Origin of the sequence: Rhizobium sp. 9140 (assembly GCF_900067135.1) — a bacterium.
Lineage (GTDB): Bacteria > Pseudomonadota > Alphaproteobacteria > Rhizobiales > Rhizobiaceae > Ferranicluibacter.
Genome location: NZ_FJUR01000002.1, coordinates 1,050,484 through 1,075,289, shown reverse-complemented (window position 1 = coordinate 1,075,289; position 24,806 = coordinate 1,050,484). Strand labels below are relative to the sequence as shown.

Annotated in this window: 21 protein-coding genes and 3 pseudogenes; 9 read left to right on the top strand and 15 right to left on the bottom strand. The window is 63.1% G+C overall.

What is annotated here, in order from left to right:
- Positions 1–34: 34 nt before the first annotated feature.
- From GA0004734_RS22420 to GA0004734_RS22405, 4 genes are all read right to left on the bottom strand, one after another.
- Positions 35–1,363: an FMN-binding glutamate synthase family protein gene (locus tag GA0004734_RS22420; RefSeq protein WP_092937993.1), complete on the bottom strand. Its 1,329-nt coding sequence runs from the start codon at positions 1,361–1,363 to the stop codon at positions 35–37.
- A gap of 18 nt (positions 1,364–1,381) precedes the next feature.
- Positions 1,382–2,068, bottom strand: a complete 687-nt coding sequence (locus GA0004734_RS22415) for a GltB/FmdC/FwdC-like GXGXG domain-containing protein (RefSeq protein WP_092937991.1) — start codon at positions 2,066–2,068, stop codon at positions 1,382–1,384.
- A gap of 69 nt (positions 2,069–2,137) precedes the next feature.
- Positions 2,138–3,040, bottom strand: coding sequence for a class II glutamine amidotransferase (locus GA0004734_RS22410; RefSeq protein ID WP_092937988.1), 903 nt, complete (start codon positions 3,038–3,040; stop codon positions 2,138–2,140).
- Between the two features lie 88 nt (positions 3,041–3,128).
- Positions 3,129–3,710, bottom strand: a complete 582-nt coding sequence (locus tag GA0004734_RS22405) for a helix-turn-helix domain-containing protein (RefSeq protein ID WP_092938318.1) — start codon at positions 3,708–3,710, stop codon at positions 3,129–3,131.
- A 231-nt stretch (positions 3,711–3,941) separates the two neighbouring features.
- Here GA0004734_RS22405 and GA0004734_RS22400 point away from each other — a divergent pair.
- From GA0004734_RS22400 to GA0004734_RS26745, 4 genes and pseudogenes are all read left to right on the top strand, one after another.
- Positions 3,942–4,474: pseudogene (locus tag GA0004734_RS22400) on the top strand (glycine cleavage T C-terminal barrel domain-containing protein); the annotation flags it as partial.
- 66 nt (positions 4,475–4,540) lie between these two features.
- A pseudogene (locus GA0004734_RS22395) lies at positions 4,541–5,566 on the top strand (NAD(P)/FAD-dependent oxidoreductase); the annotation flags it as partial.
- A gap of 115 nt (positions 5,567–5,681) precedes the next feature.
- Positions 5,682–6,482 carry a DUF1989 domain-containing protein gene (locus GA0004734_RS26785; protein WP_348626110.1) on the top strand — a complete coding sequence of 267 codons (801 nt, stop codon included), beginning with the start codon at positions 5,682–5,684 and terminating at the stop codon, positions 6,480–6,482.
- Positions 6,373–6,825: pseudogene (locus GA0004734_RS26745) on the top strand (DUF1989 domain-containing protein). The gene GA0004734_RS26785 and the pseudogene GA0004734_RS26745 overlap by 110 nt, the downstream one beginning before the upstream one ends.
- Here the strand turns inward: GA0004734_RS26745 and GA0004734_RS22385 are convergent.
- From GA0004734_RS22385 to GA0004734_RS22370, 4 genes are read right to left on the bottom strand one after another with little or no spacing between them, the layout of a single operon-like run.
- On the bottom strand, positions 6,801–7,796 hold the full coding sequence (locus GA0004734_RS22385) for a hypothetical protein (protein WP_092937984.1): 996 nt from the start codon (positions 7,794–7,796) through the stop codon (positions 6,801–6,803). The pseudogene GA0004734_RS26745 and the gene GA0004734_RS22385 overlap by 25 nt on opposite strands.
- Before the next feature lie 25 nt (positions 7,797–7,821).
- Positions 7,822–8,400 carry a hypothetical protein gene (locus tag GA0004734_RS22380; RefSeq protein WP_092937982.1) on the bottom strand — a complete coding sequence of 193 codons (579 nt, stop codon included), beginning with the start codon at positions 8,398–8,400 and terminating at the stop codon, positions 7,822–7,824.
- Complete coding sequence (locus tag GA0004734_RS22375) at positions 8,397–9,602, bottom strand: glycosyltransferase family 4 protein (protein ID WP_348626109.1); 1,206 nt, start codon at positions 9,600–9,602, stop codon at positions 8,397–8,399. Before GA0004734_RS22375 ends, GA0004734_RS22380 begins: the two co-directional genes overlap by 4 nt.
- The gene (locus GA0004734_RS22370) at positions 9,599–10,600 is read right to left on the bottom strand and encodes a glycosyltransferase family 4 protein (protein ID WP_245292584.1); all 1,002 of its coding nucleotides are present in this window, start codon (positions 10,598–10,600) and stop codon (positions 9,599–9,601) included. The genes GA0004734_RS22375 and GA0004734_RS22370 overlap by 4 nt, the downstream gene beginning before the upstream one ends.
- Before the next feature lie 99 nt (positions 10,601–10,699).
- Between GA0004734_RS22370 and GA0004734_RS22365 the strand changes: the two genes are divergently transcribed.
- From GA0004734_RS22365 to GA0004734_RS22345, 5 genes are all read left to right on the top strand, one after another.
- Positions 10,700–12,766: an HAD-IIB family hydrolase gene (locus tag GA0004734_RS22365; protein ID WP_092937978.1), complete on the top strand. Its 2,067-nt coding sequence runs from the start codon at positions 10,700–10,702 to the stop codon at positions 12,764–12,766.
- Positions 12,763–13,638, top strand: coding sequence for a glycosyltransferase family 2 protein (locus GA0004734_RS22360; protein WP_092937976.1), 876 nt, complete (start codon positions 12,763–12,765; stop codon positions 13,636–13,638). Before GA0004734_RS22365 ends, GA0004734_RS22360 begins: the two co-directional genes overlap by 4 nt.
- A 14-nt stretch (positions 13,639–13,652) precedes the next feature.
- Entirely contained in the window at positions 13,653–14,786 is a 1,134-nt protein-coding gene (locus GA0004734_RS22355; RefSeq protein WP_092937974.1) for a glycosyltransferase, read from the top strand.
- A gap of 5 nt (positions 14,787–14,791) precedes the next feature.
- The gene (locus GA0004734_RS22350) at positions 14,792–15,454 is read left to right on the top strand and encodes a hypothetical protein (RefSeq protein WP_092937972.1); all 663 of its coding nucleotides are present in this window, start codon (positions 14,792–14,794) and stop codon (positions 15,452–15,454) included.
- A gap of 528 nt (positions 15,455–15,982) precedes the next feature.
- Positions 15,983–16,894: a LysR substrate-binding domain-containing protein gene (locus tag GA0004734_RS22345; RefSeq protein WP_092937970.1), complete on the top strand. Its 912-nt coding sequence runs from the start codon at positions 15,983–15,985 to the stop codon at positions 16,892–16,894.
- Here GA0004734_RS22345 and GA0004734_RS22340 read toward each other — a convergent pair.
- The 7 genes from GA0004734_RS22340 to GA0004734_RS22310 form a co-directional block, all read right to left on the bottom strand.
- Positions 16,874–17,413: a gluconokinase gene (locus GA0004734_RS22340; RefSeq protein ID WP_092937968.1), complete on the bottom strand. Its 540-nt coding sequence runs from the start codon at positions 17,411–17,413 to the stop codon at positions 16,874–16,876. The genes GA0004734_RS22345 and GA0004734_RS22340 overlap by 21 nt on opposite strands.
- A 1-nt stretch (position 17,414) precedes the next feature.
- Positions 17,415–18,695: a TRAP transporter large permease gene (locus GA0004734_RS22335; RefSeq protein ID WP_092937966.1), complete on the bottom strand. Its 1,281-nt coding sequence runs from the start codon at positions 18,693–18,695 to the stop codon at positions 17,415–17,417.
- Between the two features lie 4 nt (positions 18,696–18,699).
- Positions 18,700–19,251 carry a TRAP transporter small permease gene (locus tag GA0004734_RS22330; RefSeq protein ID WP_092937964.1) on the bottom strand — a complete coding sequence of 184 codons (552 nt, stop codon included), beginning with the start codon at positions 19,249–19,251 and terminating at the stop codon, positions 18,700–18,702.
- Between the two features lie 80 nt (positions 19,252–19,331).
- Positions 19,332–20,327, bottom strand: coding sequence for a DctP family TRAP transporter solute-binding subunit (locus GA0004734_RS22325; protein WP_092937962.1), 996 nt, complete (start codon positions 20,325–20,327; stop codon positions 19,332–19,334).
- Positions 20,328–20,359: 32 nt separating this feature from the next.
- Positions 20,360–21,268 carry an NAD(P)-dependent oxidoreductase gene (locus GA0004734_RS22320; protein ID WP_092937960.1) on the bottom strand — a complete coding sequence of 303 codons (909 nt, stop codon included), beginning with the start codon at positions 21,266–21,268 and terminating at the stop codon, positions 20,360–20,362.
- 135 nt (positions 21,269–21,403) lie between these two features.
- Entirely contained in the window at positions 21,404–22,762 is a 1,359-nt protein-coding gene (locus GA0004734_RS22315) for an NAD(P)H-dependent oxidoreductase (RefSeq protein WP_139056325.1), read from the bottom strand.
- A 432-nt stretch (positions 22,763–23,194) separates the two neighbouring features.
- A complete protein-coding gene (locus GA0004734_RS22310; protein WP_092937956.1) occupies positions 23,195–24,787 on the bottom strand; it encodes an isocitrate lyase in 1,593 nt (530 codons plus the stop codon).
- Positions 24,788–24,806: the final 19 nt, after the last annotated feature.

The window sequence follows — 24,806 nt, the reverse complement described above, 5'->3', positions numbered from 1 at the left end:
TCGCGAACAGGCAATGGTCAAACGCCTCCTGTGCTCAGAAGCCTCCCTTGCCCGGATACCAGCTGGTGCCGGCAAGCGGGATCTGCGCCATGGCGGCGGCCTCCATCGTCAGCGCGCAGAGGTCTTCGGGCTCCAGATTGTGCAGGTGGTTCTTGCCGCAGGCGCGCGCGATGGTCTGCGCCTCCAGCGTCATGACCTTGAGGTAGTTGGCAAGCCGGCGCCCGGCCGCGACCGGGTCGAGACGGGCGGCGAGTTCGGGGTCCTGCGTGGTGATGCCGGCGGGGTCGCGGCCCTCGTGCCAGTCGTCATAGGCGCCGGCCGTCGTGCCGAGCTTTTGGTACTCGTCTTCCCATTTCGGGTCGTTGTCGCCGAGCGCCACCAACGCGGCGGTGCCGATGGCCACCGCATCGGCGCCGAGCGCCAGCGCCTTGGCCACATCCGCGCCGGAGCGGATGCCGCCCGACACGACCAGCTGCACGCTGCGATGAAGCCCGAGATCCTGCAATGCCTGGACGGCAGGGCGGATGCAGGCGAGGATCGGCATGCCGACATTCTCGATGAAGACGTCCTGCGTTGCCGCCGTGCCGCCCTGCATGCCGTCGAGCACCACCACATCGGCGCCGGCTTTCACGGCGAGCGCGGTGTCGTAATACGGCCTGGAGCCGCCGACCTTGACGTAGATCGGCTTTTCCCAGTCGGTGATCTCGCGCAGTTCGAGGATCTTGATCTCCAGATCGTCCGGGCCGGTCCAGTCGGGGTGGCGGCAGGCCGAGCGTTGATCGATGCCCTTGGGCAGGTTGCGCATCTGGGCGACGCGGTCGGAGATCTTCTGGCCGAGCAGCATGCCGCCGCCGCCGGGCTTGGCACCCTGCCCGATGACGATCTCGATCGCGTCGGCGCGGCGCAGATCCTTCGGGTTCATGCCGTAGCGCGACGGGAGATACTGGTAGACCAGCATCTCGCTATGTCCGCGCTCCTCGTCGGTCATGCCGCCGTCACCGGTCGTGGTCGAGGTGCCGGCCAGCGTCGCGCCGCGTCCGAGCGCTTCCTTGGCATTGCCGGAAAGGGCGCCGAACGACATGCCGGCGATGGTGATCGGCGTCTTCAGCCGGATGGGCTTCTTTGCGAAACGCGTGCCGAGCACGACGGAGGTGTCGCACTTCTCCCGGTAGCCTTCCAGCGGATAGCGAGAGATCGAGGCGCCGAGAAACAGCAGATCATCGAAATGCGGAAGCTTGCGCTTCGTGCCCGCCCCGCGAATGTCGTAGATGCCGGTGGCGGCCGCGCGGCGGATCTCGGCCAGCGTCGCATCGTCGAAGGTCGCCGACTTGCGCGGCGGAGTGTAAGGGTTGTGATAGCTCATGGATGATCCCTCGGGCCTTCAATACGCGTCGGCATTGTCGATGTTGAACGTGTAGAGCGTCCGCGCCGAACCGTAGCGCCTGAACTCCTCCGGCTTCGCATCGGTGGCGCCGGCACGGTCGAGCAGCCCGCGCAACGTCTCCAGATGCTCAGGCCGCATCGGCTTCTCGATGCAGTCGGTGCCGAGGCTCTTCACGGTACCCCGCACGAAGAGCTTTGCCTCGTAGAGGCTGTCGCCCAGCGCGTCGCCCGCATCGCCCAGCACGACGAGATGGCCGGACTGGCCCATGAAGGCCGACATGTGACCGATGCTGCCATGGACGACGATGTCGATGCCCTTCATGGAAATGCCGCAGCGCGAGGCCGCATTGCCCTTGATGACGAGAAGGCCACCCTGCCCGGTCGCGCCGGCATACTGGCTGGCATCGCCCTCGATGATGACGGTGCCGGACATCATGTTTTCGGCCACGCCCGGTCCCGCCGAACCGTGGACGGTGACCGCTCCCCCGTCGTTCATGCCGGCGCAGTAATAGCCGACGGACCCGCGCACCTCGACGGTGACGGGCGCATCGATCCCAACGGCAACCGCATGCGCACCGCGCGGATTGACGACGTCGAACGCCGTATCGTTGGCACCTTTCGAAAGGGCATGTAGAGCGCTGTTAAGTTCGCGCAGCGGCGTAGTGGACAGGTCGAAAACGGGCATCGTGTTCCTCTATGGCGGGGACGCCGGGCGGAAAACCGGTTCCCACTTTTCCTGGCGTCCCGGGGGGTCTCAGGCAGCCTTGTCGTGATCCCAGAAATAGACGGTAGCCGGCTCCGGCTCCCACACGCGGGCGGTCTCGATGCCCGGCAGGTTGACCAGCGCCCGGTATTCCGAGCCGAAGGCGACGTACTGGTCGGTCTCGGCCATCACGGCCGGCTTGCAGGCGATGGGGTCGCGCACGACGCCGAAGCCGGATTTCGTGCCGACGACGAAGGTGAAGAAGCCGTCGAGATCATCGAGCGCGCCGGTCAGTGCTTCGCCCAGATCCTTGCCCTTGGCCATTTCGGCGGTGAGATAGGCCGCCGCAACCTCCGAGTCGTTCTGCGTCTCGAAGGCCATGCCCTCGCGGATGAGCGTGCGGCGCAGATTGTTGTGGTTGGACAGCGAGCCGTTATGGACGAGGCACTGGTCGGCGCCCGTGGAAAATGGATGCGCGCCGAGCGTCGTTACCGCGGACTCCGTTGCCATGCGCGTATGGCCGATGCCGTGCGTTCCGCCCATCGCGCGGACATCGAAACGATCGACCACATCCCGAGGCAGGCCCGTTTCCTTGTAGATCTCGACGCTTTCGCCGGTTCCCATGATACGGATCTGCGGACGAGCTTGGCCAAGGAATGCACGGACATCGGCAATGCCAGCCGTCGTCTCGACGACCGCATGCGTATCCTTGAGCGTGACGCGGGCGGGAATGTTTGCAGCCCCGAGCGCTTCGGAAAGGCCCGCGAAATCGACGTCCGGCTGGTCCGACTGCACCGTCAGCTTCCAGGTGCCCGCCGAGGGTGCGTTATAGATCGCGATGCCGGCAGAGTCCGGGCCTCGATCCGTCATCGTGATCAGCATATCCGATAACAGACGGCCGAGTTCCGGCCGCAGCGTCTCGTCTTTCAGAAACAATCCCACAATGCCGCACATCGCCACCATCCTGTTCTTTGATGGTCAATGGCTAACATGCGTATTGACAGATATCAATCTCTAGGAAACTTTTTTTCTTTTAAGGCAATCACTGCCCGTCGCCGCCGGTGCGCTTTGTCGGGTAGGAGATGATCGAGAGGTAGCGTGCGGGCAGCGTCGTCAACACGCTCGGACCATGCGGCGCGTCGGCGTCGAAGAACAGGCTGTCGCCCGCTTCCATGTCGAAGGTCCGGTCGCCATGGCGATAGGTCACCGCGCCCTCCAGCATATAGAGAAATTCCATTCCCTCGTGCTGGAAGGTGGGAAACACATCCGACTCGGTCGTCAGCGTGATCAGATAGGGCTCCACCGTCACGCCGCTCGAATTGTTGTCGATATGGCCGAGCAGGCTGTACTGATGCCCGGCCCGCGTGCCGCGCCGCTCCATGTTGACGCCCTCGCCAGCCTTGACGAAGATCGCGTTGCGCGGCTCCTCGAAACCGCGGAAAAACGCGGTCAAGGGTACGCCGAGCGCCTTCGACAGCGATTGAAGCGTGGTCAATGAGGGAGAGATGTTGCCGTTCTCGATCTTCGACAGCATGCCGACCGACAGACCCGTCGCGCCTGCAAGATCCGATACGGTAATCCCGAGGCGCTTGCGATAGGCGCGCACCTCATGGCCGATCGCCATTTCGAGATTGTTCTCCTTGGGCTCACGAACCGCATGCGGGTCTTGGGCGAGGATGACAGGTTTGGCTGGTTCCGACACATCGTCTCCCGTTAGTTGAAGAGGGGGCCGGCCCGCAAGGCCGGTGCTGGAACAGGCTCTGCTGCGACAGGGGCTGTGGCCCCGAAGAGGGAACGGCTCACCATTATGACGCGCAGGCTGGCCTGCGGCAATCTCTATTCGGCTTGGAAAGGGGGCCAGGATGCGCCCCTGATCTGGGACCGTGTTCTGGAGGAAGGTGCAGCCATGGGCATCATCCCGTGCCGCTTCACTACGCTCGATATGCTGCGGGTGGAAAGCTACCTGCTGTTCTACCCCTTCGACAATTCGCAGAATTATCCCTTTGCCGACGAAGGTCGGGCGACACGCTCTGGGAGCTCGGCCTCGACTTCACCGTCAGCCCCGGCAAGACGGGCTTTCGCGGCGCAGAGGAATATGCACGCCTCAGGGACGCGAGCGCTTCCGGATCTTCGGCCAGTTTTGGACGGAACGGTGCCGGCCGACGAGGGCGGTATGGTCTACCAGGACAGCCGGCAGGTGGTGTTGCCACCTGCGGCATGGTCTCGCCGCTCACCGGAACATCAATGGCGATCGCCCGGCTCGCGGTGGATTGCACCGTGCCCGGCACGAAGTTCGTGGTGATGAATGCGAGCGGCGCAATTGCCGCCGCTGCCCACGCTCTGCCCTTCGATGATCCGAAGAAGCTGAAGCGCACCGCCAAGGGCTGAGCCACATATCCGCCGGCGCCCGCAGGCTTGCGGGCTGCCGGTTTCATGTCGTCAGGGAGATCGAAAATGAAGAAACGTGTTGCCATCATCGGTGCCGGTCCAAGCGGACTGGCCGTTCTCAAAGCCTTCGAGACGGCCAGACGCGCGGGCGTCGATGTGCCGGAGGTCGTCTGCTTCGAAATGCAGAGCAATTGGGGCTGCCTCTGGAACTATACCTGGCGCACCGGGCTCGACGAATTCTGTGAACCCGTCCACGGCTCCATGTACCGCTATCTCTGGTCGAACGGCCCGAATGAGTGCCTGGAGTTTGCCGATTACTCCTTCAAGGAGCATTTCGGCCGGGTCATCCCCTCCTATCCGCCGCGCGCCGTGCTGCATCACTACATCGCCGGCAGGGTCGAGAAGAGCGGCGTTCGCGCCTATATCCGGTTCCTGACGCCGGTGCGCAATGTCGTCTGGTCCGAGGGGACGCAGACCTTCTCGGTGACCGTCAAGGATCTTCAGAAGGACGAGCACTATACCGAAAAGTTCGATGACATTGTCGTCGCCAGCGGCCATTTCTCGGTGCCGAACATGCCGTCCTTCCCCGGCATCGAGGGCTTTCTCGGCCGGGTGATGCATGCGCACGATTTCCGCGCGGCCGATGAATTCGCCGGCAAGAACGTCCTGCTCTTCGGCTCTTCCTATTCGGCCGAGGACATCGGCACCCAGTGCCACAAATACGGCGCGGCGTCCGTCACCTTCAGCTACCGTACGAAACCGATGGGATTCGACTGGCCGGATACGTTCGAGGAGAAGCCGCTGATTGCTCGCTTCGTCGGCAAGACCGCCTATTTCATCGACGGCACGAGCAAGACGGTCGACGCCGTCGTACTGTGCACCGGCTACCAGCATTCTTTCCCCTTCCTGCCGGACGATCTACGCCTGAAGACTAACAACTGGCTCTACCCGCTCGGCCTCTATAAGGGCATCGTCTGGGAACAAAACCCGCAGCTCTTCTACATCGGCATGCAGGACGAGTATTATACCTTCAACATGCTCGACGCGCAGGCCTGGTTTGCCCGCGACGTTATCACCGGCCGGATCGCGCTGCGGGACGCAGTAACGCGGGATGCGCTCGACGACTCGCTCGAAGCCTTTCTCGGCGTGAAGGAAGCCGCGGAATAACGGACACCGGAGCCGGCAAAGACCGGGGCCATGGAGGACCATGACACGGATCTGGACAAGCGACGCGGCGCAATCCGGCACGCCCGTGCCGGCGCTCCGGCCGACATCCGCCATCGTGCGCGGCGGCGAGGCGCGCCTCTTCGCCCTGCGTCCGGGTGACGCTGCGCAACATCGAAGGCGCGCAGCCGATCGAGGTCCACGGATTCGGGCCGCCGGGAAGCCTGCAGGGCCTTGCCGCCAGCGCGTCGTCCAAGCCTTTCATGTCCTCGTCCTCCTACAGGATCCCGCCCCGCTGTCGCGCAGATCCTGGAGACGGAAAAGAAGGATCCGCAGTATCGGCGACACTCTTCGACGCGGAGACGCCCGCAGCCGCTGCCGTGACGCTGAAGCCCGAGCTGATAGTCTCTGCCTCGTGGCAGTGCCCGGCCAACCCATGGCGCCCGACGCGCAGGACACGCCGACCGACATTCTGGTCGATATCCTGCCGCTCGTGGAGCACAACGGCGAAGTTCCCCCGCCGCTGGCTCCCGAGGTCGTGACGGACCTGCGCATCCATGCAGCGACGGCCTCGGCTTTTCGGGTTAAGGCAGGGCAATATATCCAGATCATCGATGTCGACGGGCGCCAGTCCGTGGATTTCCTGGCCTTCGATGCGGCGATCTGGCGGAAGGCGCGGTATCGACCCCACCATCACGCGCACCCTCATGAGCTCCAGCTTCTCAGGCCCCGGCCTGACTTCCAAATATTTCGACGCGCGCATGCGGCCTCTGGTCGAGGTGGTGCAGGATACGGTCGGCCGGCACGATACGTTCCTGCTGGCCTGCACGGACAAAGACTATGAAGACATGGGCTACCCCGGCCATTCCAACTACATGGAAAACTTCAACCCGGTTCTCGCCCCCTATAGCATCGCCGAGCGTAAGGGCTGACCGGCGATCAACTTCTTCTACAATACCTTCGTCGATGCGCATGACCGGATCTCAATGGACGAGCCCAAGTCGCGGCCGGGCGATTACGTCCTCTTGCGGGCGCTGACCGATCTCGTCTGCGCCACGTCCTCCTGTGCCGACGATATCGACCCGGCAAATGGCTGGATGCCCACCGATATCCATGTCCGCGTCTATGACGCCGACTGCCCCCTCGCCCTGCCGAGAGCCTGTCACACAGCCGAGAACGGGCGCTGAAGTGCGTCCTCTTCAAACAGGCGCCCGCCGCCCGGTTGCAGCTGCTCGTACCCTTTCGATCTCCGGGCGACATGCTCCGCAGTAAGGTGGTGCCGGATGGCGCCGGAAAGCGCAATGAAACTCGTCTGCCAAGACCGAACAGGACGCTCGTGGACGATGCCCTCGTAGACGACCTCGCGCCGGTTCAGCCGATACTGCACATCCGGGTATAGATCGGAAAGGCGGCCGTCGACCAGATTCTGGCGCGGAAGGCCGATGGAGGCGGCGCCTTGCCGGTCGGCGAGCGTGGCAAGCCGCGTCAGACTTTCCCCAAGCTCCGGCGAAATGTCCTCGTCGGCGTCCAGCTGAAACATCCACGGGGCTCCGCAGAGGGCTTGCAGCGCATTTCGCTGGTTGGCGAAATGGCCGTCCAGCGGGTGTGAGAAGACGCTGACGAAGCCGTCGTCGCCTTCCTGTCGGGGCACGGATGGTTCTCCGGCGCGATCGATCAGAACGATGACCGCATCCGCCCAGGACCGGTAGAGCGCTGCCATCGCCAGCACGGCACTCGCCTCCCGCTCGCTGCACATGATACCGACTGAGACCGGTGTCGGCAGGAGCGTCGGCAAGGGTTTGAGATGGGCCTCCGCCGAGAACGTGCCATGCGGATAACAAAGTTCATGAGCCTGCATCGTATTTGCCGGCATGGCGGCGAGGGCGAACCGGGTTGCAATCGTGCGCATCGTATAGATGTCGCAACCGAATGGATCACCGGGATGACTCATCGTCGGCTTCCGGGCGCAGAGATCGCGAAAGAGCGTGTCGGATTGCGTGGGATCGAGCATGATGGCGGGTTCATCCAGCAATAGGCCGCAGTGGGAACAGACATATGAAAATGCACGGACGACATTGCCGCTCTGCAAGGTGCGCGACGTCGGCGCGATGCCACGCGCTCGGCAGAGCGGACAGCGGGCGGTTAAGACGTCTGGCATGCGGTGTTTCCTGTCTGATCCTGCGTCAGCGTTTCGCCAAGGGGTGCAGGACGAGCCTGCCGGCATTATGAGCGGCCTCGAACCACGAGCGTTCCGCGCTCCAGGCATGCCCGACCCAACCATCGAAGCCGAAACCGAAGATGTCGAACGATGAGGAGGCGAGGTCCGCGGCCTCCAGTGTCCTGAAACTATAGAGAAAGCCGGAACTGAGAGCAGAGGTGGACAGGCCGCCATGTGCCAGCAGCGCCGCGCGCGCCCTGCTCTCCGTCGCCGCATCGATCCACCCGATGTCCTTGCCGAGCGGGTCGAGACGCACGCAAAGGCCCTCGGCATGGCACCCGTCTTCCGGCTTTTCCGACGGTGGAAAGACGAGCGTGACGCGCTCGGCATCCCGCACGGCCTTTCGCTGCGCAAATGCAGGATCGGCAAGCCATTCCGCCGGCTGTCCGCCCCGGCTGACCAGCACGAGTTCGGAAGTCTTTGTGCCGCTCATAGACCCGAGCCCGGCCGTATTGTTAAACCTCACGACGCGATCATAGCCGTCGATATCCAGACTTCGACCATCGAACTCCGGCGCGTTGCCGATGATTGCCGTTCGCCTCATGACGCCTTCGCCGATCCGATGCCACGATCGCCGGCGATAGCCTGCTTGTAAATCTCAAGCGTCTGGCGGCCGAGCGTGGCACGCGTGAAGGTTCCCGCTGCCTCAAGCGCTTTCTCACGGAGGCGCATGCGAAGAGCGGCAGACGCCAGTATCTCGCGCAGGCATTCCGCAATGGCTCCGCCCTCCGTCGCCGAGGCAAGAACGCCAGAGCCGGTCTGACCGACAAATTCGCGCGCGCTCGGGTCTTCGGTTGATGCGAGAATGGGGCGGCCGAAGGCGATCGCCTCCTGATAGACGAGGCCGAAACTTTCGTATCGCGATGGCGCTGAAACGATATGGGCGGCTTCGTAAAGATCGAACAGCACCGCGTCGGGCTGTCGCCCGAGCGCATGGATGCGCCGGTGTGCGCTGGCTGGCAATGTCTCCGGCAGGTCGCTCTCGGGTACACCCATCAGGTCCACCTGAAAATCTGGCACTAGGCCCGCATCGGCGTCTCCGGCGACGCGGGCAATGGCATCCATGAATTCGTGAAAACCCTTCCGTGCTTCGGCCCTGCCGACGAAGAGAATGCGGAGCGGTTCCTCATGAGGCGGATACTCCGCCTCGCCTGCCCGCGTCAGCAGCGTTTGTGACAAGGACAGGCCGATGGTCGCGTGCGGGCGGCGTGCGTCCAGACGGTAAAGTTTGGCGATCCGCCGCCCGTGATCGGATGTGTTTGATATCAGCGCCGCACTGCCGTTCGCCTGCCGGCGCTCCAGCATATCCGCGACCCAGGCATCCAATTGGTCTCGGGGAGTAAGCCGGCTTTCCCGCGACCAGGAGGCAGGCGTCGAGTTGCGCGTAACCAGCGGGAGATCCCGGCGCCCGGCCAGCAGCACGGCCGGCGCATACCAGTTGGTCGCCTCTACCACGTCGAACGGCGTCGTGGCATGCGCGGTAAGCACCGCTTCGCGAAACCGCCAAGGTGCCGCGAGATGGCCGATGCCGGCATAGGTGCGTAGACGCCCAAGCTTCGAACGCTCCGGGACAGCGCAGCCGATGATCCGCACGCCGTCGCTCATGCTTGCATCGCTCCTGTCGCCGGAAAACACTGTGACGTCAGAGCCTTGCGCCAGAAGGCTCTCCGCGATCTCGCGGGCGGCGGTGGACAGTCCGCTTGGGGATGGTGGGTAATCCCAGGCGATCAGGGCCGTGCGCATCATCGCTGGAGCAGCCTTCGATAGATCCCCAGATAGTCCTGCGCCATGCGCCGGGCGGTGAAACGCTCTTCGAAGCGTTCACGGATCGCGCGCCGATCAAGCCGATCGATCTGCCCGATAGCCGCCACCGCCTCTTCTTCGCTCTCCACGATGAAGCCGGTCACGCCATGCTCCACGACCTCGGGAACGGAGCCCCGGTTCCAGGCGATGACAGGCGTGCCACACGCCATCGCCTCGATCATCACGAGCCCGAACGGCTCCGGCCAGTCGATGGGAAAGAGCAGCGCGCTTGCGCCACGCAGAAGGACATTCTTTGCCGTATCATCGACCGGGCCGATATACTCGGCCGTCGGTGAAAGGATGGGTCTGACATAGGTATCGAAGTAGAGCGGGTTGCCGACATCGACGGTTCCGGCCAGACGGATGGGCCGGCCTGCCGCCTGTGCCACCCGGATCGCGACATCCGGACGCTTCTGATCGGTCATGCGCCCGATGAAGGCGAGATATGGCTCTGGCGTGTCGTTCGGTCTAAAGCGCGCGGGATCGACGCCATGCAGCACGATGCCCGCGCGGTTCGATATCGGCAGCGCCTGTTCCTGCGCGCGTGAGATTGCCGCAACGGGCAGGTCCGGAAAGGCGGAGAAGAACAACTCACGGTCGAGTTCATCAACGCGCCAATGGATGGTGGTCAGGGACGTCTTGCGTTTTTCGCCCAGCGTGACGGCATGGAAGAACTCGCCGTGGAAATGCACGATATCGAAGGTGGACAGCGCGTGGCGCACCTCTTCCATCCGAACCGTTTCCAGCACGGACGGAATCGATGGCGGCATGGAACCATGTTTCTTTTCAAGGAATTGCAGGCTCGGCAGAGCGCCGATCCGAGGCACTGGGCAGGTGCTGTCGGAGGGTGCAAACAGCGTCACGGCGCAGCCGAGCGCTTGCAACTCGACAGAGAGGTCGTGGATCACCCGCTCCGTCCCGCCATGGTTGAGGGGCGGCACGGGAAAAATACCCGGTGCAACCTGTGCAACTTTTATAGGCTCACTCAGTTCACGGTCGCGGTTTGGCATTTATAGTCCTGACTGCACGGGAGATCATGTATGTTCGTTCTTCACGTCGCACTTCAAGGGTGCCTTCGCGGAAACAATGTCGAATATGGACTGACGACGGATACAGGCGGGCACATCCGCTACTTGCTGGATCTGGTCGAAGCCTGCAGAAGCACCGGCCAAGCCGAGCGCATCGTCATCGCCACGCGGGCCTTCGAAGGGTTCGGAGAAGATTACATCAAGCCGGTCGAGATCGTCGATGATACGACCAGTATCATCCGCTTTCCCACGGCCCATCCGGTTTACCTCGCAAAAGAAGATTTGCACACGGAACTCAAGACCTTTGCCGATGGCCTGATCGCGCACATCGTAGCGGGCGACACCCGGCCGGACATCCTTCACGCTCATTACGCTGATGCCGCGGTGGTGGCGACCCGAGTCGAGGAAGCGCTCGGCATTCCCTTCGTCTTCACGGGCCACTCGCTCGGTAAGGTCAAGCAGAAGGCCCTGCCCTCCTGCCTGTCTGACCGTGGGTTTGCCGAGCGGATCGCGGCGGAAGAACTGGCGCTGGCCAGAGCCTCCCTCGTCATCGCATCCTCCCGCGACGAGGCGGAGCTGCAATACAAGGCATACGATACCTATGATCCCGGCAAGATCCGCGTGCTGCCGCCGGGCAGCGACCTCAAGGCCTTTCGCGGCGCGGCATCCTCGGCCGTTGTCGAACGGGAGATGGCGCGGTTTCTGGTGGAGCCGGAAAAGCCGGTTATCCTCGCCATCGCGCGACCGGTCGCCAAAAAGAACCTTGCGGGCCTGATCGAGGCCTATGGCAAGTCGGAAGCCTTGCAGGCCGCGGCCAATCTCGTGATCGTCGCGGGCTCGCGCGATGATATCGATGCGCTTGAGGCGGATATGGCGGCAAACCTCCGCGAGCTCCTGCGCCTCATCGACCGCTACGATCTCTACGGCAAGGTCGCCTATCCCAAGAGCCATCGCGGCGAGGATATTCCGGCCTATTATGCCTACGCCCGGGATCGGCGCGGCGTCTTCGTCAACCCGGCCTTCAACGAGCCTTTCGGCTTGACGCTCCTGGAGGCCGCCGCCGTCGGCCTGCCGCTGGTCGCGACCGACAGCGGTGGCCCGAACGACATCATCGAGACCTGCAGCAATGGCCTGCTGGTCGATCCGCGCGACGCCAATGGCATTGCCGATGCCCTGTTGCAGATCTTTCGCAGTGCCGAGATGTGGGACCGTTTCTCCGCCTCCGGCGACAGGGCCGTGAAGACCTATGACTGGGAACGGCACGTCACCCGCTATCACGGGCTCGTGCGCGATCTCGTCCGACCGCCAAAAATGCACGTCCAGCGATCCATTCAGCTCCTGATCAGCGACATCGACAACACGCTTGTCGGCTCCGTTCCGCATCTTCACGCCTTTGGCAACTGGCGTCGCATGCAGGAGAACCTCGCCTTCGGCGTTGCGACAGGCCGCTCCTTTCACAGCGCCATGGCCGTTCTCGAACAGCAGGACGTGCCCCGTCCTGAGGTGATGATCACCTCCGTCGGGTCGGAGATCTATACCCTGTCGGAAAATGGCGTTTCCTATGAGCAGGACGAGGGCTGGCTGAAGGCGATTGCCGGCAACTGGCAGCGCTCGGCTGTCGAGCGGGTTCTGCGCGGCGTGTCCGGTTTGACGCCGCAGGCCCCGCTCGAGCAACGGGACTTCAAGCTCAGCTATTTCAGCGACGGCACCCATGCGACCGTCGAGCGCGTTCGATCAGCGCTTCAAAATGCAGGCTTGCTCGCCTCCGTCATCCACAGCCACAAGCGCTATCTGGATATCCTGCCGATCAAGGCGTCCAAGGGCACGGCGGTCGATCATGTTCGCCGCCGCTACGGCCTGGTGGAAAATGCCGTTTTCGTCGCGGGCGACAGCGGCAACGATATCGAAATGTTGCAGGCCATTCCGCAATCGATCATCGTCGCCAACTACTCCGACAATCTCGGCAAGCTTCCGGCGCTGAAGCATTCCTACATCGCTTCAAACACCCACGCCGCCGGCATTATCGAAGGGGTTCTCCACTTCCGCAACAAGGCCAAAGCTGCAGGTCGGCCGGCATGAGGGCAGAGGTCCCTACAAGCGTTCTGACGATCGTCCGCGGTCGGGCGAACCATCTGAGGGCGCTGATAACGGGCCTTTCGCAACAAAGTACGCCGCCGTGCGAACTCGTGATCGCGTGGATGCAAGCCGAAGCGGCCGACGCGTTACCGGCTCTGCCCTGCCCTGTGCGTCATGTTTTCGTCGGTGGTGACGACATTCCGCTGGCTGCTGCCCGCAACCGTGCGGCCGAAGCTGCGTCGGGCGGGCACCTCATCTTTCTCGATGTGGATTGCATCCCTTCGCCAACGACGGTCGCGTCCTACGCCCAGGCGCTCGCGCAGCGCGATGGCGTCATGCTCGGTGAAGTCCATTACTTGCCGGGCGGTCTGCCTGTCTTCACGGGGGATTTCGCGGCGCTCGAAGAACACGGCGTCGCCCACCCCTCCAAGCCGGCATTTCCCGATCTCGGTGTTATCGAAGAGCCGGATTCCGGACAGCTCTGGGGCTTATCTTTTGCATTGCGCAAGGCGACGTGGCTTTCCATCGGCGGTATGGACGAGCGCTTTTATGGCTATGGCGGCGAGGAGACGGACCTTGCACGCCGGGCCTCGCAGGCCGGCATACCGACCTACCGCGTCGGCGGTGCGCGCGCCTACCACCAGCATCACGCCGTCCATATTCCACCGCTCCAGCACTTCGACCATATCCTGCGCAACGCCCGCCTTTACCACGCCAAGCACGGCGTCTGGTGCATGGACTACTGGCTTGGGCAGTTTGCGGAGCGCGGGCTGATCGCGTGGACGAGAGAGGCGGATGACATTCGCCTGCTTCGCCGCCCGGACGTCCGCGAAACCGAGGCCGCACGACAGCCTGACCACGTTCTCTTTTCCTGACGGGACCAAAATCCATGAAAAAACCGATCGCTTTCTTCGTCCATCATCAGGGCCGTGGCCATGCCAATCGCACGATGGCGATGGCCGAGCATTTCAGCAAGGATCGCCCTGTTTCCGTGCTCACCGCAGGACCCCAGCATCTCGCCAAGGCAGATCCGCGCATTGAGGTCATCACCTTGCCGAACATGATCGGCGAAACCGTGCCGACGCCGCGTCTTTTCGCCGAGCCCACGCCGTCCGTCATGCATTGCGTACCGCTCGGTCTGCCCTCCATGCGCCGCACGATGCGCACCATCGTCGATCATCTCGATGATCGCGACGTCGGGCTGTTCGTGGTCGATGTCTCAGCCGAGATCGGCATGCTCGGCCGCATCGTCAGCACCCCGACGGTGCAGATCCGCATGCACGGCGACCGCAGCGATATCGGCCATATCGGCTCCTACGAGGCCTGCGTCGGTATGATCGCACCGTTCGATGCGCGCCTGGAGCAGAACGATTATCCGCAGGCTCTCCGTGCCAAAACCATCTACACCGGCGGGCTCTGCACGACGCGGGACGCGGTTATGACACGGCAGGCAGCGCGAGCAAAGCTCGGCCTTGCCGAGGACCGCAAGGTCATTCTGGTGCTGACAGGGGGCGGCGGTAGCGGAACGCCGCTCGCCCCTCTGACCATTGCCGCGCGCGCCGTGCCGGATGCTCTCTGGCTGGTCGCCGGACCCGTCCACCGCGAAGGCCATGAGACCGATTTCGCCAATCTCCAGGAACTTGGCTGGGTCGAGAACGTCACCGACCATATCGCCGCTGCCGACGTCGTCGTCGCCTCGGCCGGCGACAACACCGTTCACGAGATCGCCCGTGCAGGTTCCAAGTTCGTCGTTATGCCGGAGTGGCGCTATTTCGCCGAACAGCATCGCAAGGCCGAAGCGCTCGTCGCCCTCGGCGCCGCCGTCACCGCGCCCGCCTGGCCGGGCGATTATCGTGGCTGGCAGCAGCTTCTGGATGCGGCCGACGCGATCGACCCGGCCATCCTGCGCTCCCTGCATGATCCGGATGCCGCACGAAAGGCTGCAAACTGGCTGGAAACGTTGTGCGACGACCTTTGGCAGGGTGCCGTCGTCAATGAAGCACCGCAGTTGAAGGTGGTGTAACCCGTATGGTCACGCTCACGACCGTTCTGAAAAGCGGCAGGCGCTACGACACGTCCTGGGTCGAGCGTCTGAACGGCGGCGCGCGCCGGTCGATTCCCGGTCTCGACCGCGTGGTCTGCCTCTCGGATCTCGATCTCGACGTCGCGGGCGTCGATGTCGTGCCTCTACTTCACGGCTGGCCGGCATGGTGGTCGAAATTCGAGGCGTTCCGCACCGATCTCGCCGACGATCTTACGATCCTCTGCGATCTCGATACGGTCTTCACCGGAGATGCCGGGGCTCTCATTAACGACAGCACGGCCGCGATGGAGGACTATTTCCTGAAAGGTCGCCTATCTACCGCGCTTATGCGCTGGCAAGGTCGCGAATTCGATCATCTCTACGAGACGTTCAAGGGCGAACCGGAACGCTGGATGCAGCCCGGCTCCTGCGGCACGGTGCCCAATTCCGTCCACGGCGATCAGGTGGTGGTCGATCATTTGCTGCGCCGCGCCGGTCGCCTGCCGGCCTTCATCCAGAACCTTCACCCCGATCTGCTCAACTTCTACGATCCGACCCATGCGAACCAGGGTCCCATCATCGTCTTCATCGGCGAGTCCAAGCCGGATACCGCCATTCAGGCCGTTCAGGATGCGTGGTATGGGACGCGACAGATGCAGATCACCTGAGTTGACTGGCCCTTGTCGCAACAAGAAGGCCGCCAACCCGAGGGTGACAGCCTGTGTCATCATCCCGTGAGGCGATAAGCAATCAATGCGACGATGGGGTATCCCAGCAATCTCGCCGCATCCTAGTGGGAATACACTGCGGCTTTAGCGTCCCACGATTGCTCACTCGGCCGCGCAGCTTGCCGACATCAGGCAGCGCGCTTCAATCCCAGGAGAGCGATGCTCTCCCCGACATCATCAGCCCTTGTAGCCGTGCGTGTTGAGGATCCGGCGCGTCTCGTGCGAGCGCGTGAGGACGATAGCGTCCCAGATCTTCTGGCCGAATGCGATACGGTTGCGGGGGGCTTCAGTCTTCATGGTCTTTGTCCTGATAAATCCTGACCGCAATCTACGGCACCAAGCAGCCAACCGGTAGACGGGATTTCGCATGGCTGCCGTGCAGCTGTGCATGGCTGTCGAACCGAGGAGCGAACTGTTCCGCTGGCGCGCCCGATAGTCTAGGTTCGAACGTCAAACCCGGATCCCGCGATGCAGCTTCCCATCAAAGCTATATTGGTCTTCCACGCCGCCGCGCGTGCCGGCAGCATCGCGCGGGCGGCCGAAGAGCTGAGCGTGACGCCCTCGGCCGTCAGCCAACAGATTCAGGTGCTCGAAGTCCAGCTCGGCGTGGCCCTCCTGACGAAGGCCGGCCGCGGTATTGCACTGACGGAGGCCGGCGAGCGCTATTTTTCGATGATATCGGGGCAGATGGAGAGCATAGAGCAGGCAACCGCAACTCTTCGCGGCTTCCGCTCGGTGACCACGCTGACGGTCCGCGCGACGCCGACGCTCTCCAACAAATGGCTCCTGCCGCGGCTGGGGCATTTTCTCGAACGTCATCCGGATCTCGAACTCCGCCTCGACGGCACGAACGAGCCGACGGACTTCAATCAGGAGCTGGTCGATATCGAGCTGCGTCATGGCGACGGGCGATGGCCGGGCCTTTATGTGGAGAGCATTGCCGAGGAGCAGTTCTATCCTGTGTGCTCGCCGGACTACGCCGCCGCAAACAGCCTCCGGCCGGAGGAGGTTCTGGGGCATCGATTGATCCACTCGGTGAAGTCGCAGGCGCAATGGAACAGCTGGTTTCCGCTGGCGGGCGTCACGCCGGAGGATCGCTGGCGGCGCGTTCTCTTCGACCGCAGTCATATGGCGATCGATGCCGCGGTTCGTGGCATGGGTATCGCGCTCGAAAGCACCCTGATGATGGATGAGGAACTGCAACGCGGCCGCCTCATCTGCCCCGTCATCGCACCGCCGGAAGTCCGCATCTGCACTCAGTGGATCGTCTGCCCGCGCGACCACCTCCGGCAGAAGAAGGTTCGCCTGTTCCTCGAATGGCTGCGCACCGAACGCGACCTCTGGCAGACTACCTACCCCTCAGGCGCGATGCCGCGCTGAGAGGGCCTTGTCCAACAACCAGACACGAGCCTTGTCCGTCAGGGCCTCCGGCGACAGGGCGATACTCAGTCGCAGGGCATCCTCGTCCGCCTGTGGCGTCTCCAGTGTTTCCAGCTGGCTTGCCAGCAGCGAAGCGGTTGCGAAGTGATCGCGACGGGCCTGCAAGCGCTGAAGAATCAGTGCGGCCGTTCCCTCCAAAGATATGAAGCGAGCGCTTCCGAGACGTGCGCGCAGAAGGTCGCGATAGGTCCGTTTCAGCGCCGAACAGGCGATGATCACGGGAAGGTCGTCGGGCGTTAGCGCCCGGTCGCAGACGGCGTCAAGCCAGGGCATCCGCTGTTCGTCGGTAAGCGGTATGCCCTGGCGCATCTGCGCGACGGCTTCGGGCACATGCAGCTCGTCGGCCTCGACGAAGCGGCAGCCGAGCCAAGCGGCGATCCGCCTGCCGATCTCGGACTTGCCCGTGCCCGCCGTCCCCATGACGATAACGAAGCCGGCGGGAGAGGACGATGCCGTCATCTCAGTACATGCCCAGCAGTCGGATGGGGCCGAGCGTGAGGATGGGGAAGAGGACGAGCGCGAAGATGGCGAGCGTCAGCACCGCCATCGGCGCCAGAGATCCTCTGATCACATCCTCGACCTTCATGTTGGCGACCTGCGCGGCGGCAAAGAGGCAGACGCCGACCGGGGGCGTGACGAGGCCGAGCGTGAGCGTCATCACGGTGACGATGAGAAAGTGGATCGGGTCGATGCCGATCGCCTGCACCGGTGGCATCAGCACGGGAATAAGGATGAACATGGCCGGAATGGCTTCCATGAAGATGCCGATGATCAGGAGGAAGACGAAGATGACCAGCATGCCGGACAGCGGACCCAGGTTCATGGCCTGTAAGAGCTCGGCAACCTTGTCCGGCAAACCGTCATAGGTGAAGACCCAGGCGGCGATCTGCGAGGTCGCGGCGATAAACAGGATGGTGCCGGAAATGCGTGCCGTGGAGATGAGAATTTCCGGGAGTTCGCGAACCGGCAGCGTGCGGTAGACGAGAACCCCGAGCACCCCGACATAGACGACGGCGATGGCTGCCGCTTCGGTCGGCGTAAAAAGGCCGCTGGCGATGCCGATGATGAGAATGAGCGGCGTCAACATGGGAAGGATGGCGCTGATGCCCGTGACCATGACCATGCGGAGATTGAACGGTGATGGCGGATTGTAGCCGTAATAGACCGAGTAGAAATGGTTGAACACCATGAAGGCCAGCGCGATGAACAGGCCGGGAACCAGTCCCGCGACCAGCAGCGTGCCGATCGAGACATTGGCAATCGAGCCGGCGATGACGACGAGGATCGAGGGCGGGATGATGGAGGACAGCGTCGCAGTGCAAAGCGTCATGCCGACTGCATAGCCCTTGGGAAAGCCGTGCCGTTCCATCGCCTTGATCTCGATGGCGCCCACCGAGGCGATATCGGCGACCGAGGAGCCGGAGACACCGGAAAAGATGACAGACGAGATGACGTTGACATGGCCAAGACCGCCCGGCAGCCAGCCAACCATGGCTTCGGCGAAGTCGAAGATGCGCTCGGCCACCCGGCCGCGCTCCATCACGGTTCCTACCAGAATGAACAGCGGTACGGCCACCAGCAGGAACGAGTTCATCGAGGAGAACATCGTCTGCGACAGAAGATCGAGCGGCATGGAGGTAAAAAGCGTGAGTGTCGCGACGCTGGCGAGCGCGAGCGCCACCGCGAGCGGAATGCCGAGCATGCTCAGGCCGAAGAAGGCGACAAGAAGAAAGACCGACATGGCATCAATATCCTGACGTGATGGACACGTCGGCATGGGCGATTTCGCCGGCCGGAAGTCCGAGTTCGGGAAGGGCGATGAGGTCGCGCCGATTTCGCAGCGAGTCAATAATGGCGAGGATGGCGATGACCGCTGACACCGGCATCACCATACCGATCAGCCACATGGGGATCGGCACCGTCGCGGCGGTCTCGTTCATCATGATCTGCTGGCGCATCAGCGTGAAGCCCGTCCAGCCCATGAGGCCGAAGAAGAAGACCGACGATCCGACATAGATCGGAACGGCCAGCTTCTGGAAGAAGCGCCGGCCCATCACGAGAAAGACGACGACGCGAGCGCTTTCCACCGTGCGGAAACCAGCCGCGAGCCCGAGGAACACCATCCAGATGAACAGGAAGCGCGTCGCCTCCTCCGTCCAGGGGAGCGGATGGCCCGCAAGGCGGCCGATGACCTGCAGCAGGACGACGATGAGAATGCCGGCACAGGCGATACCGGCCGCGACATCGGCCACAAGGCGAACGAATGTACCCAACAACGAACTAAGGGGAGCGCGCATGCGAAAGCCCTTCCGAATGGAGTGCGGTGCGACGAAAAAGGACCGGCACCATGCCATTGCGGCATGGTGCCGTCATGACCTCAGTTCGTGGTGACGAAGGCGCGCGTGCGGTCGAAGAAAGCTTTGTCCTTGACGAGCGCTGCGAACTTTTCCTCGAGGCCGGCGGCGACATCGACGAAGGCCTTGCGCTGCGTTTCCGTCAGTTCACTGACCTCCATCCCGTTGGCCTTGAGCGTCGCGATGGATTTCTCGATGTCGGCCGCATCGTTCGACGCCTTCCAGGTTTCGGTCTCCTTGGCGGCTTCGGACAGCGCCGTCTTGAAGGCATCGCTTAGGCCCTCGTAGCGGGCGGGATTCATGCCCAGTACCCAGGCATCAGCGATGTGATTGCTGATCGTCGCATAGGTCTGCACTTCGTAGAGCTTAGCGCTCACCGGCACGTTGATCGGGTTTTCCTGCCCGTCGACCACCTTCAGCTGCAGCGCGTTGTAGACCTCGGCGAAAGCCATCGGCGTCGGGGCTGCCCCCATCGCGCCGAAGAATTCGACCCAGAGCGGATTGTTCGGCACGCGCAGCTTCAGGCCCTTGAGGTCGGCCGGAGAGGTGATGGGAAGCTTCGAATTGGTGATCTGGCGCAGCGGCCGCGACCAAAGATCGACGCCCTTGATGCCGATCTTGCTGAGGTCGGCCTCCAGTTCCTGACCGTTCTCGCTGTCGAGATAGGCCCGCAGCTGGTCGATGTCGCGGAACTGGTAGGGAATGGCGATCGCCGTGAACTTCGGATTGAAGGTCGCGTAAAGCGAGGTCGAGTTCAACAGCATGTCGAGCGAGCCACCGGCCAGCTGCTTGACGCCCGCTGCGGGATCGCCGCCATAGAGCGTGCCGTTCGGGAAGACCTTGATCGTCAGCTCGCCATTGGTTTTGGTCGACACGATCTCGGCAAATTTTTTGGCGGCGAGCGTGATCTCGGACGTATCCGGATCGGGCGTCGACAAGGTTAAGGTCTCCGCATGCGCGATGGACGCGGTGAGCATTGTTGCGGCGGCCAGCAGGCTGCGGATCGTAAAGTGTCTCATTTCATTCCTCCCAGAAGTGACGTTGGATTTTGTCAGGCGGTACTTTCCCCGCCCGAATTCATGCGTTGCAGTTCGAGAATGACGGCGCTGTGATCGAGATCACCGTCGCCATGATCCACCATGGCCTGGAACAGACGATCAACCTCCTCGCTGATCGGCAGTCTGAGGCCGCGATGTCGGGCAAAGCCGAGCGCCGTCGATGTATCCTTCACCTGATACTTCGCCGGCCCGCCGGGCTCGAAATTGCGCTCCACCATGCGCAAACCGTGCTGTCGGAAGACGGTGGAATCCGCAAAGCCTCCGAGGAGAGCCTCGCGTACCTTTGCTGGATCGGCACCGCCGCGCTCGGCAAGGGTCAGCGCCTCCGCTACGGCACAGATGGTCGATGCGACGATCAGCTGATTGGCGAGTTTCGTCAGCGCGCCGCTGCCGGCAGGGCCCACATGGGTCACGCGACCGAGAGGGGCAAAAACCGGTGCGAGACGTTCGACCACCTCGGCCCGTCCGCCCGCCATGATCGCAAGCGTGCCGTCCTTGGCGCCCTTTTCGCCACCCGATACCGGGGCGTCGAGGCAGTCGATCTCGCGTTTTGCCGCAACCTCGCCCAGCGCGACCGCCGTCTCGACCGGAATGGAACTCATGACGAGGAGGACCGAACCCGGACGCATGGCGGCGATCACGCCGCCCTCACCACCAAGCACCGCTTCGCAGACCGGGCCGGAGCTCAGCATGCAGAGAACCACATCTGCGTGCCGGGCGGCATCCTGCGCGTTGGTGGCAATTTCGACGCCTTGTCCTATCAGGCCCTGCGCCTTGTCGGGCGTCCGGTTCCAGGCGGTGACCGCATAGCCTGCTTCCGCCAACCGCCCCGCCATGGGGCCGCCCATGATGCCGGTTCCGATGACGGCGATGTTGCTGATAGCGGCGTCCGTCGTTGTCATGTTCCTGTCCTTCCCCGTTCAGGGATCTTGCGGCGTCTGGGAACGGACCGGCCGCTCCCAGACGATAGGTGGTGGAAAGGCCTTGCGGAAGCGTTACAGATGCGTGTCGGGAGCGTTCGCGGACATTTCCAGCCCTCACTCGGCAGCGAGCTTTGAGGGACGGAAGCTCTGTTCCATCTCCTGGCGCAGGCGCACGACATCGAGGTCGTTGACGATCTCGACATCGTCGAAGGACACGATCTGGTCCTTCTTGATCGGGCGCTTCAGCTTGACGTTATGGGCAAGACCGATGGGAAGGGCCTTGAGGTCGAGGCTGCGGGCGGCGGGGATCGCATTGGCCCAGACGGCATAGCCGCCTTCGCCGTCCAGCATCTCGCCCGGCTGCATGTCCTTCTTCGCCGTCGCCACCGCGTCGCCACGGAATTCCTTGGAGCACCCCGTCGGCTCGTTGCGCAAGACGGCGGAGAGAACGCTGACCGACGTTTCCAGACCGATGATGTGGAAGGGGCGCCACATCGAGGCGTACCAGCCGGAAGGATCGGTCAGGAGGCCGTATTGCTTGAAGCAGGCACGCGCATATTCGTTGTGCGCCTTGAAGGTGACGAACACGCCGTAGCGGATGTTGTTGAAGACCTCGCGGCCGTCCGGTTCCTGGCTGGCGGCGATATCCACGAGGCCCGAGCGCGCCATGCGGCCACCATCGGATGTGGGGCGGAAGACGCGTGCCAGATCATGGAGGCCGGCCGGCGGGAAAGCGAGGCCGTCATCCGGGCAATCGAGACCGGTGCCGTTGGCGACCGCTGCCATTTCGATAGCCGCCTTGGTGCCGTCGGTGAAGGAATTGTAAAGCTTGGGATTGAGGTTGTCGGCCGCGACCTGTTCCTCGGTCCAGCCGAAGAGGCCCCAGACCGTGTCCGGCGTCGAGTAGCGATAGCGCGGCTCGAAGTTCATGCCCTTGCCGGCGGACGTGATCTCGAAGCCACTGGCGCGCGCCCAGTCGACCAGTTCGCAGATCAGCGCCGGCTGGTCGCCATAGGCCATGGAATAGATCAGCCCCTTGGCCCGCGCCTTCTCGGCAAGGATCGGCCCGACCATGACATCGGCTTCAACATTGACCATGACGACATGCTTGTTGTGTTCGATGGCGCCGAGCGCGTGGCGCGTTCCGGCGATCGGATGGCCGGTCGCCTCGATGATGCATTCGATCTCGCCGCATTCGTAGAGCGCCTTGACGTCGTCGGTGACGAAGGTCGTGCCGGCCTCGATCGCATCGCCGCAGCTGGTGGCCGCATAGCGCTCCTTGGCCCAGCCGACGCGCGCCATGGATTCCTTCGCCTTGCCGACATCCAGATCGACGACGCCGACGAGGTGCAGGCCCTGAATGCGCTGCGCCTGGGCCATGACCATCGACCCGAACTTGCCGGCGCCGATCAGCCCGACGCGCACCGGACGGCCCTTGTCGGCACGAAGTTGAAGCAGTGAGTAGAGATTCATGTCAATATCCTCGGCTGGTGACAACGCGGTTGAAGAGAGACCGGCCGGAGACAGGGTCGGCAACGGACATTCCGCTGCCGTTCGGGCATGGCTGCCCGCCCGTCAAAACGGCGTCGATTGCGTGTTCGTCTCCTCCCGAAGAGCGCGGTCCTCTGTCCGCACCCCTCTCAGCCGCCTCCCACAGCGGCTTCCGACACGACATTACGAGGGAAGAGAAATTAGCTCCATTTAGAATAATCGGAGGAATGATTAGAATATCTACATTGTCAGGGGCCGTAGATCGCCCTCGAGATCAGCACGCCCCCATTTTCGCACAACACAAAATGCATGAGCGCGGGGCTTCCACCCCGCGCTCATGCAAATAGCCAAATCTGTTCGTGATCGCCTGAAACTCAAGGGACGCGTTTGCGCGCGTGCCCTTCACGGCTGCCTTCAGGCGGCGAACTGGTTCATCGTGTTGTGCGAGCCGCCGGCCTTTAGGGCAGCGTCGCCTGCGAAATATTCCTTGTGGTCGTCGCCGAGGTCGGAGCCGGCCATGTTCTGGTGCTTGACGCAGGCGATGCCTTCGCGGATCTCCTTCCTCTGGACGCCCTTGACGTAGCCGAGCATGCCGGCGTCGCCGAAGTACTCCTTCGCCAGATTGTCCGTCGACAGGGCCGCCGTGTGGTAGGTCGGCAGCGTGATCAGGTGGTGGAAGATGCCGGCGCGCTTGGCAGCATCGCGCTGGAACGTCCGGATCCACGCATCCGCCTCCTCGCCGAGCGGCGTCGCGTCGTAATCGACGCTCATCAGACGGGCGCGGTCATAGGCCGATACGTCCTTGCCCTCCTTCGTCCAGGCGTCGAAGACCTGCTGGCGGAAGTTCAGCGTCCAGTTGAACGACGGCGAGTTGTTGTAGACCAGCTTGGCATTCGGAATGACCTCGCGAACGCGATCAACCATGCCGGCGATCTGCTCGATATGCGGCTTTTCCGTTTCGATCCACAACAGGTCTGCGCCGTTCTGGAGCGAGGTGATGCAATCGAGAACGCAACGGTCCGCGCCGGTGCCTTCCCGGAACTGGTAGAGGTTGGACGGCAGGCGCTTCGGGCGCATCAACTTGCCGCCACGGTTGATGATGACATCGCCATTGAGAGAGCTGATATCGGCAACTTCCTCGCAATCGAGGTAGGAATTGTAAAGGTCGCCGATATCGCCGGCTTCCGTGCTGACGGCGATCTGCTTGGTCAGGCCGGCGCCGAGCGAGTCGGTGCGGGCGACGATGATGCCGTTGTCGATGCCCAGTTCGAGGAACGCATAGCGGCAGGCGCGGATCTTCGCGATGAAGTCCTCGTGGGGAACCGTGACCTTGCCGTCCTGGTGGCCGCACTGCTTCTCGTCGGAAACCTGGTTCTCGATCTGAAGGGCGCAGGCGCCGGCCTCGATCATCTTCTTCGCCAGAAGATAGGTCGCCTCGGCATTGCCGAAACCGGCATCGATATCGGCGATGACGGGAACGACATGCGTCTGGTAGTTCTCGATGGCCTGCTGCAACTGGCGCTCCCGGGCGATGTCACCGGCCTCACGCGCCGCGTCGATATCGCGGAACAGCACGCCGAGCTCGCGGGCATCGGCCTGACGCAGGAAGGTGTAGAGTTCCTCGATCAGCGCGGGAACGCTGGTCTTCTCGTGCATGGACTGGTCGGGCAGCGGGCCGAACTCGGAGCGCAAAGCCGCGACCATCCAGCCGGACAGGTAGAGATAACGGCCCTTCGTCGTGCCGAAATGCTTCTTAATCGAGATCATCTTCTGCTGGGCGATAAAGCCGTGCCAGCAGCCGAGCGACTGGGTATAGTCGGCCGGATCGGCGTCATAGGCCGTCATGTCGCGGCGTATGATGTCGGCGGTGTAGCGCGCGATGTCGAGACCCGTCCTGAAGCGGTTCTGCAACCGCATGCGGCTGACGGCCTCGGGGGTGACGCCGCTCCAGCTCGTATTGGCCGCGATCAGGTCTTCGATCTTCCGGTAGTCTGTCTTGTAAGCCATCAGAACACTCCTCAGTTTT

Coding starts and splice junctions, on each gene's coding strand:
- GA0004734_RS22315 (WP_139056325.1), bottom strand. CDS start 22,762: ATGAATCTCTACTCACTGCTTCAACTTCGTGCCGACAAGGGCCGTCCG.
- GA0004734_RS22310 (WP_092937956.1), bottom strand. CDS start 24,787: ATGGCTTACAAGACAGACTACCGGAAGATCGAAGACCTGATCGCGGCC.
- GA0004734_RS22385 (WP_092937984.1), bottom strand. CDS start 7,796: ATGCCAGACGTCTTAACCGCCCGCTGTCCGCTCTGCCGAGCGCGTGGC.
- GA0004734_RS22360 (WP_092937976.1), top strand. CDS start 12,763: ATGAGGGCAGAGGTCCCTACAAGCGTTCTGACGATCGTCCGCGGTCGG.
- GA0004734_RS22365 (WP_092937978.1), top strand. CDS start 10,700: ATGTTCGTTCTTCACGTCGCACTTCAAGGGTGCCTTCGCGGAAACAAT.
- GA0004734_RS22335 (WP_092937966.1), bottom strand. CDS start 18,695: ATGTCGGTCTTTCTTCTTGTCGCCTTCTTCGGCCTGAGCATGCTCGGC.
- GA0004734_RS22345 (WP_092937970.1), top strand. CDS start 15,983: ATGCAGCTTCCCATCAAAGCTATATTGGTCTTCCACGCCGCCGCGCGT.
- GA0004734_RS22420 (WP_092937993.1), bottom strand. CDS start 1,363: ATGAGCTATCACAACCCTTACACTCCGCCGCGCAAGTCGGCGACCTTC.
- GA0004734_RS22355 (WP_092937974.1), top strand. CDS start 13,653: ATGAAAAAACCGATCGCTTTCTTCGTCCATCATCAGGGCCGTGGCCAT.
- GA0004734_RS22405 (WP_092938318.1), bottom strand. CDS start 3,710: ATGGCGATCGGCCATGAGGTGCGCGCCTATCGCAAGCGCCTCGGGATT.
- GA0004734_RS26785 (WP_348626110.1), top strand. CDS start 5,682: ATGACACGGATCTGGACAAGCGACGCGGCGCAATCCGGCACGCCCGTG.
- GA0004734_RS22330 (WP_092937964.1), bottom strand. CDS start 19,251: ATGCGCGCTCCCCTTAGTTCGTTGTTGGGTACATTCGTTCGCCTTGTG.
- GA0004734_RS22415 (WP_092937991.1), bottom strand. CDS start 2,068: ATGCCCGTTTTCGACCTGTCCACTACGCCGCTGCGCGAACTTAACAGC.
- GA0004734_RS22340 (WP_092937968.1), bottom strand. CDS start 17,413: ATGACGGCATCGTCCTCTCCCGCCGGCTTCGTTATCGTCATGGGGACG.
- GA0004734_RS22380 (WP_092937982.1), bottom strand. CDS start 8,400: ATGAGGCGAACGGCAATCATCGGCAACGCGCCGGAGTTCGATGGTCGA.
- GA0004734_RS22375 (WP_348626109.1), bottom strand. CDS start 9,602: ATGATGCGCACGGCCCTGATCGCCTGGGATTACCCACCATCCCCAAGC.
- GA0004734_RS22325 (WP_092937962.1), bottom strand. CDS start 20,327: ATGAGACACTTTACGATCCGCAGCCTGCTGGCCGCCGCAACAATGCTC.
- GA0004734_RS22410 (WP_092937988.1), bottom strand. CDS start 3,040: ATGTGCGGCATTGTGGGATTGTTTCTGAAAGACGAGACGCTGCGGCCG.
- GA0004734_RS22320 (WP_092937960.1), bottom strand. CDS start 21,268: ATGACAACGACGGACGCCGCTATCAGCAACATCGCCGTCATCGGAACC.
- GA0004734_RS22350 (WP_092937972.1), top strand. CDS start 14,792: ATGGTCACGCTCACGACCGTTCTGAAAAGCGGCAGGCGCTACGACACG.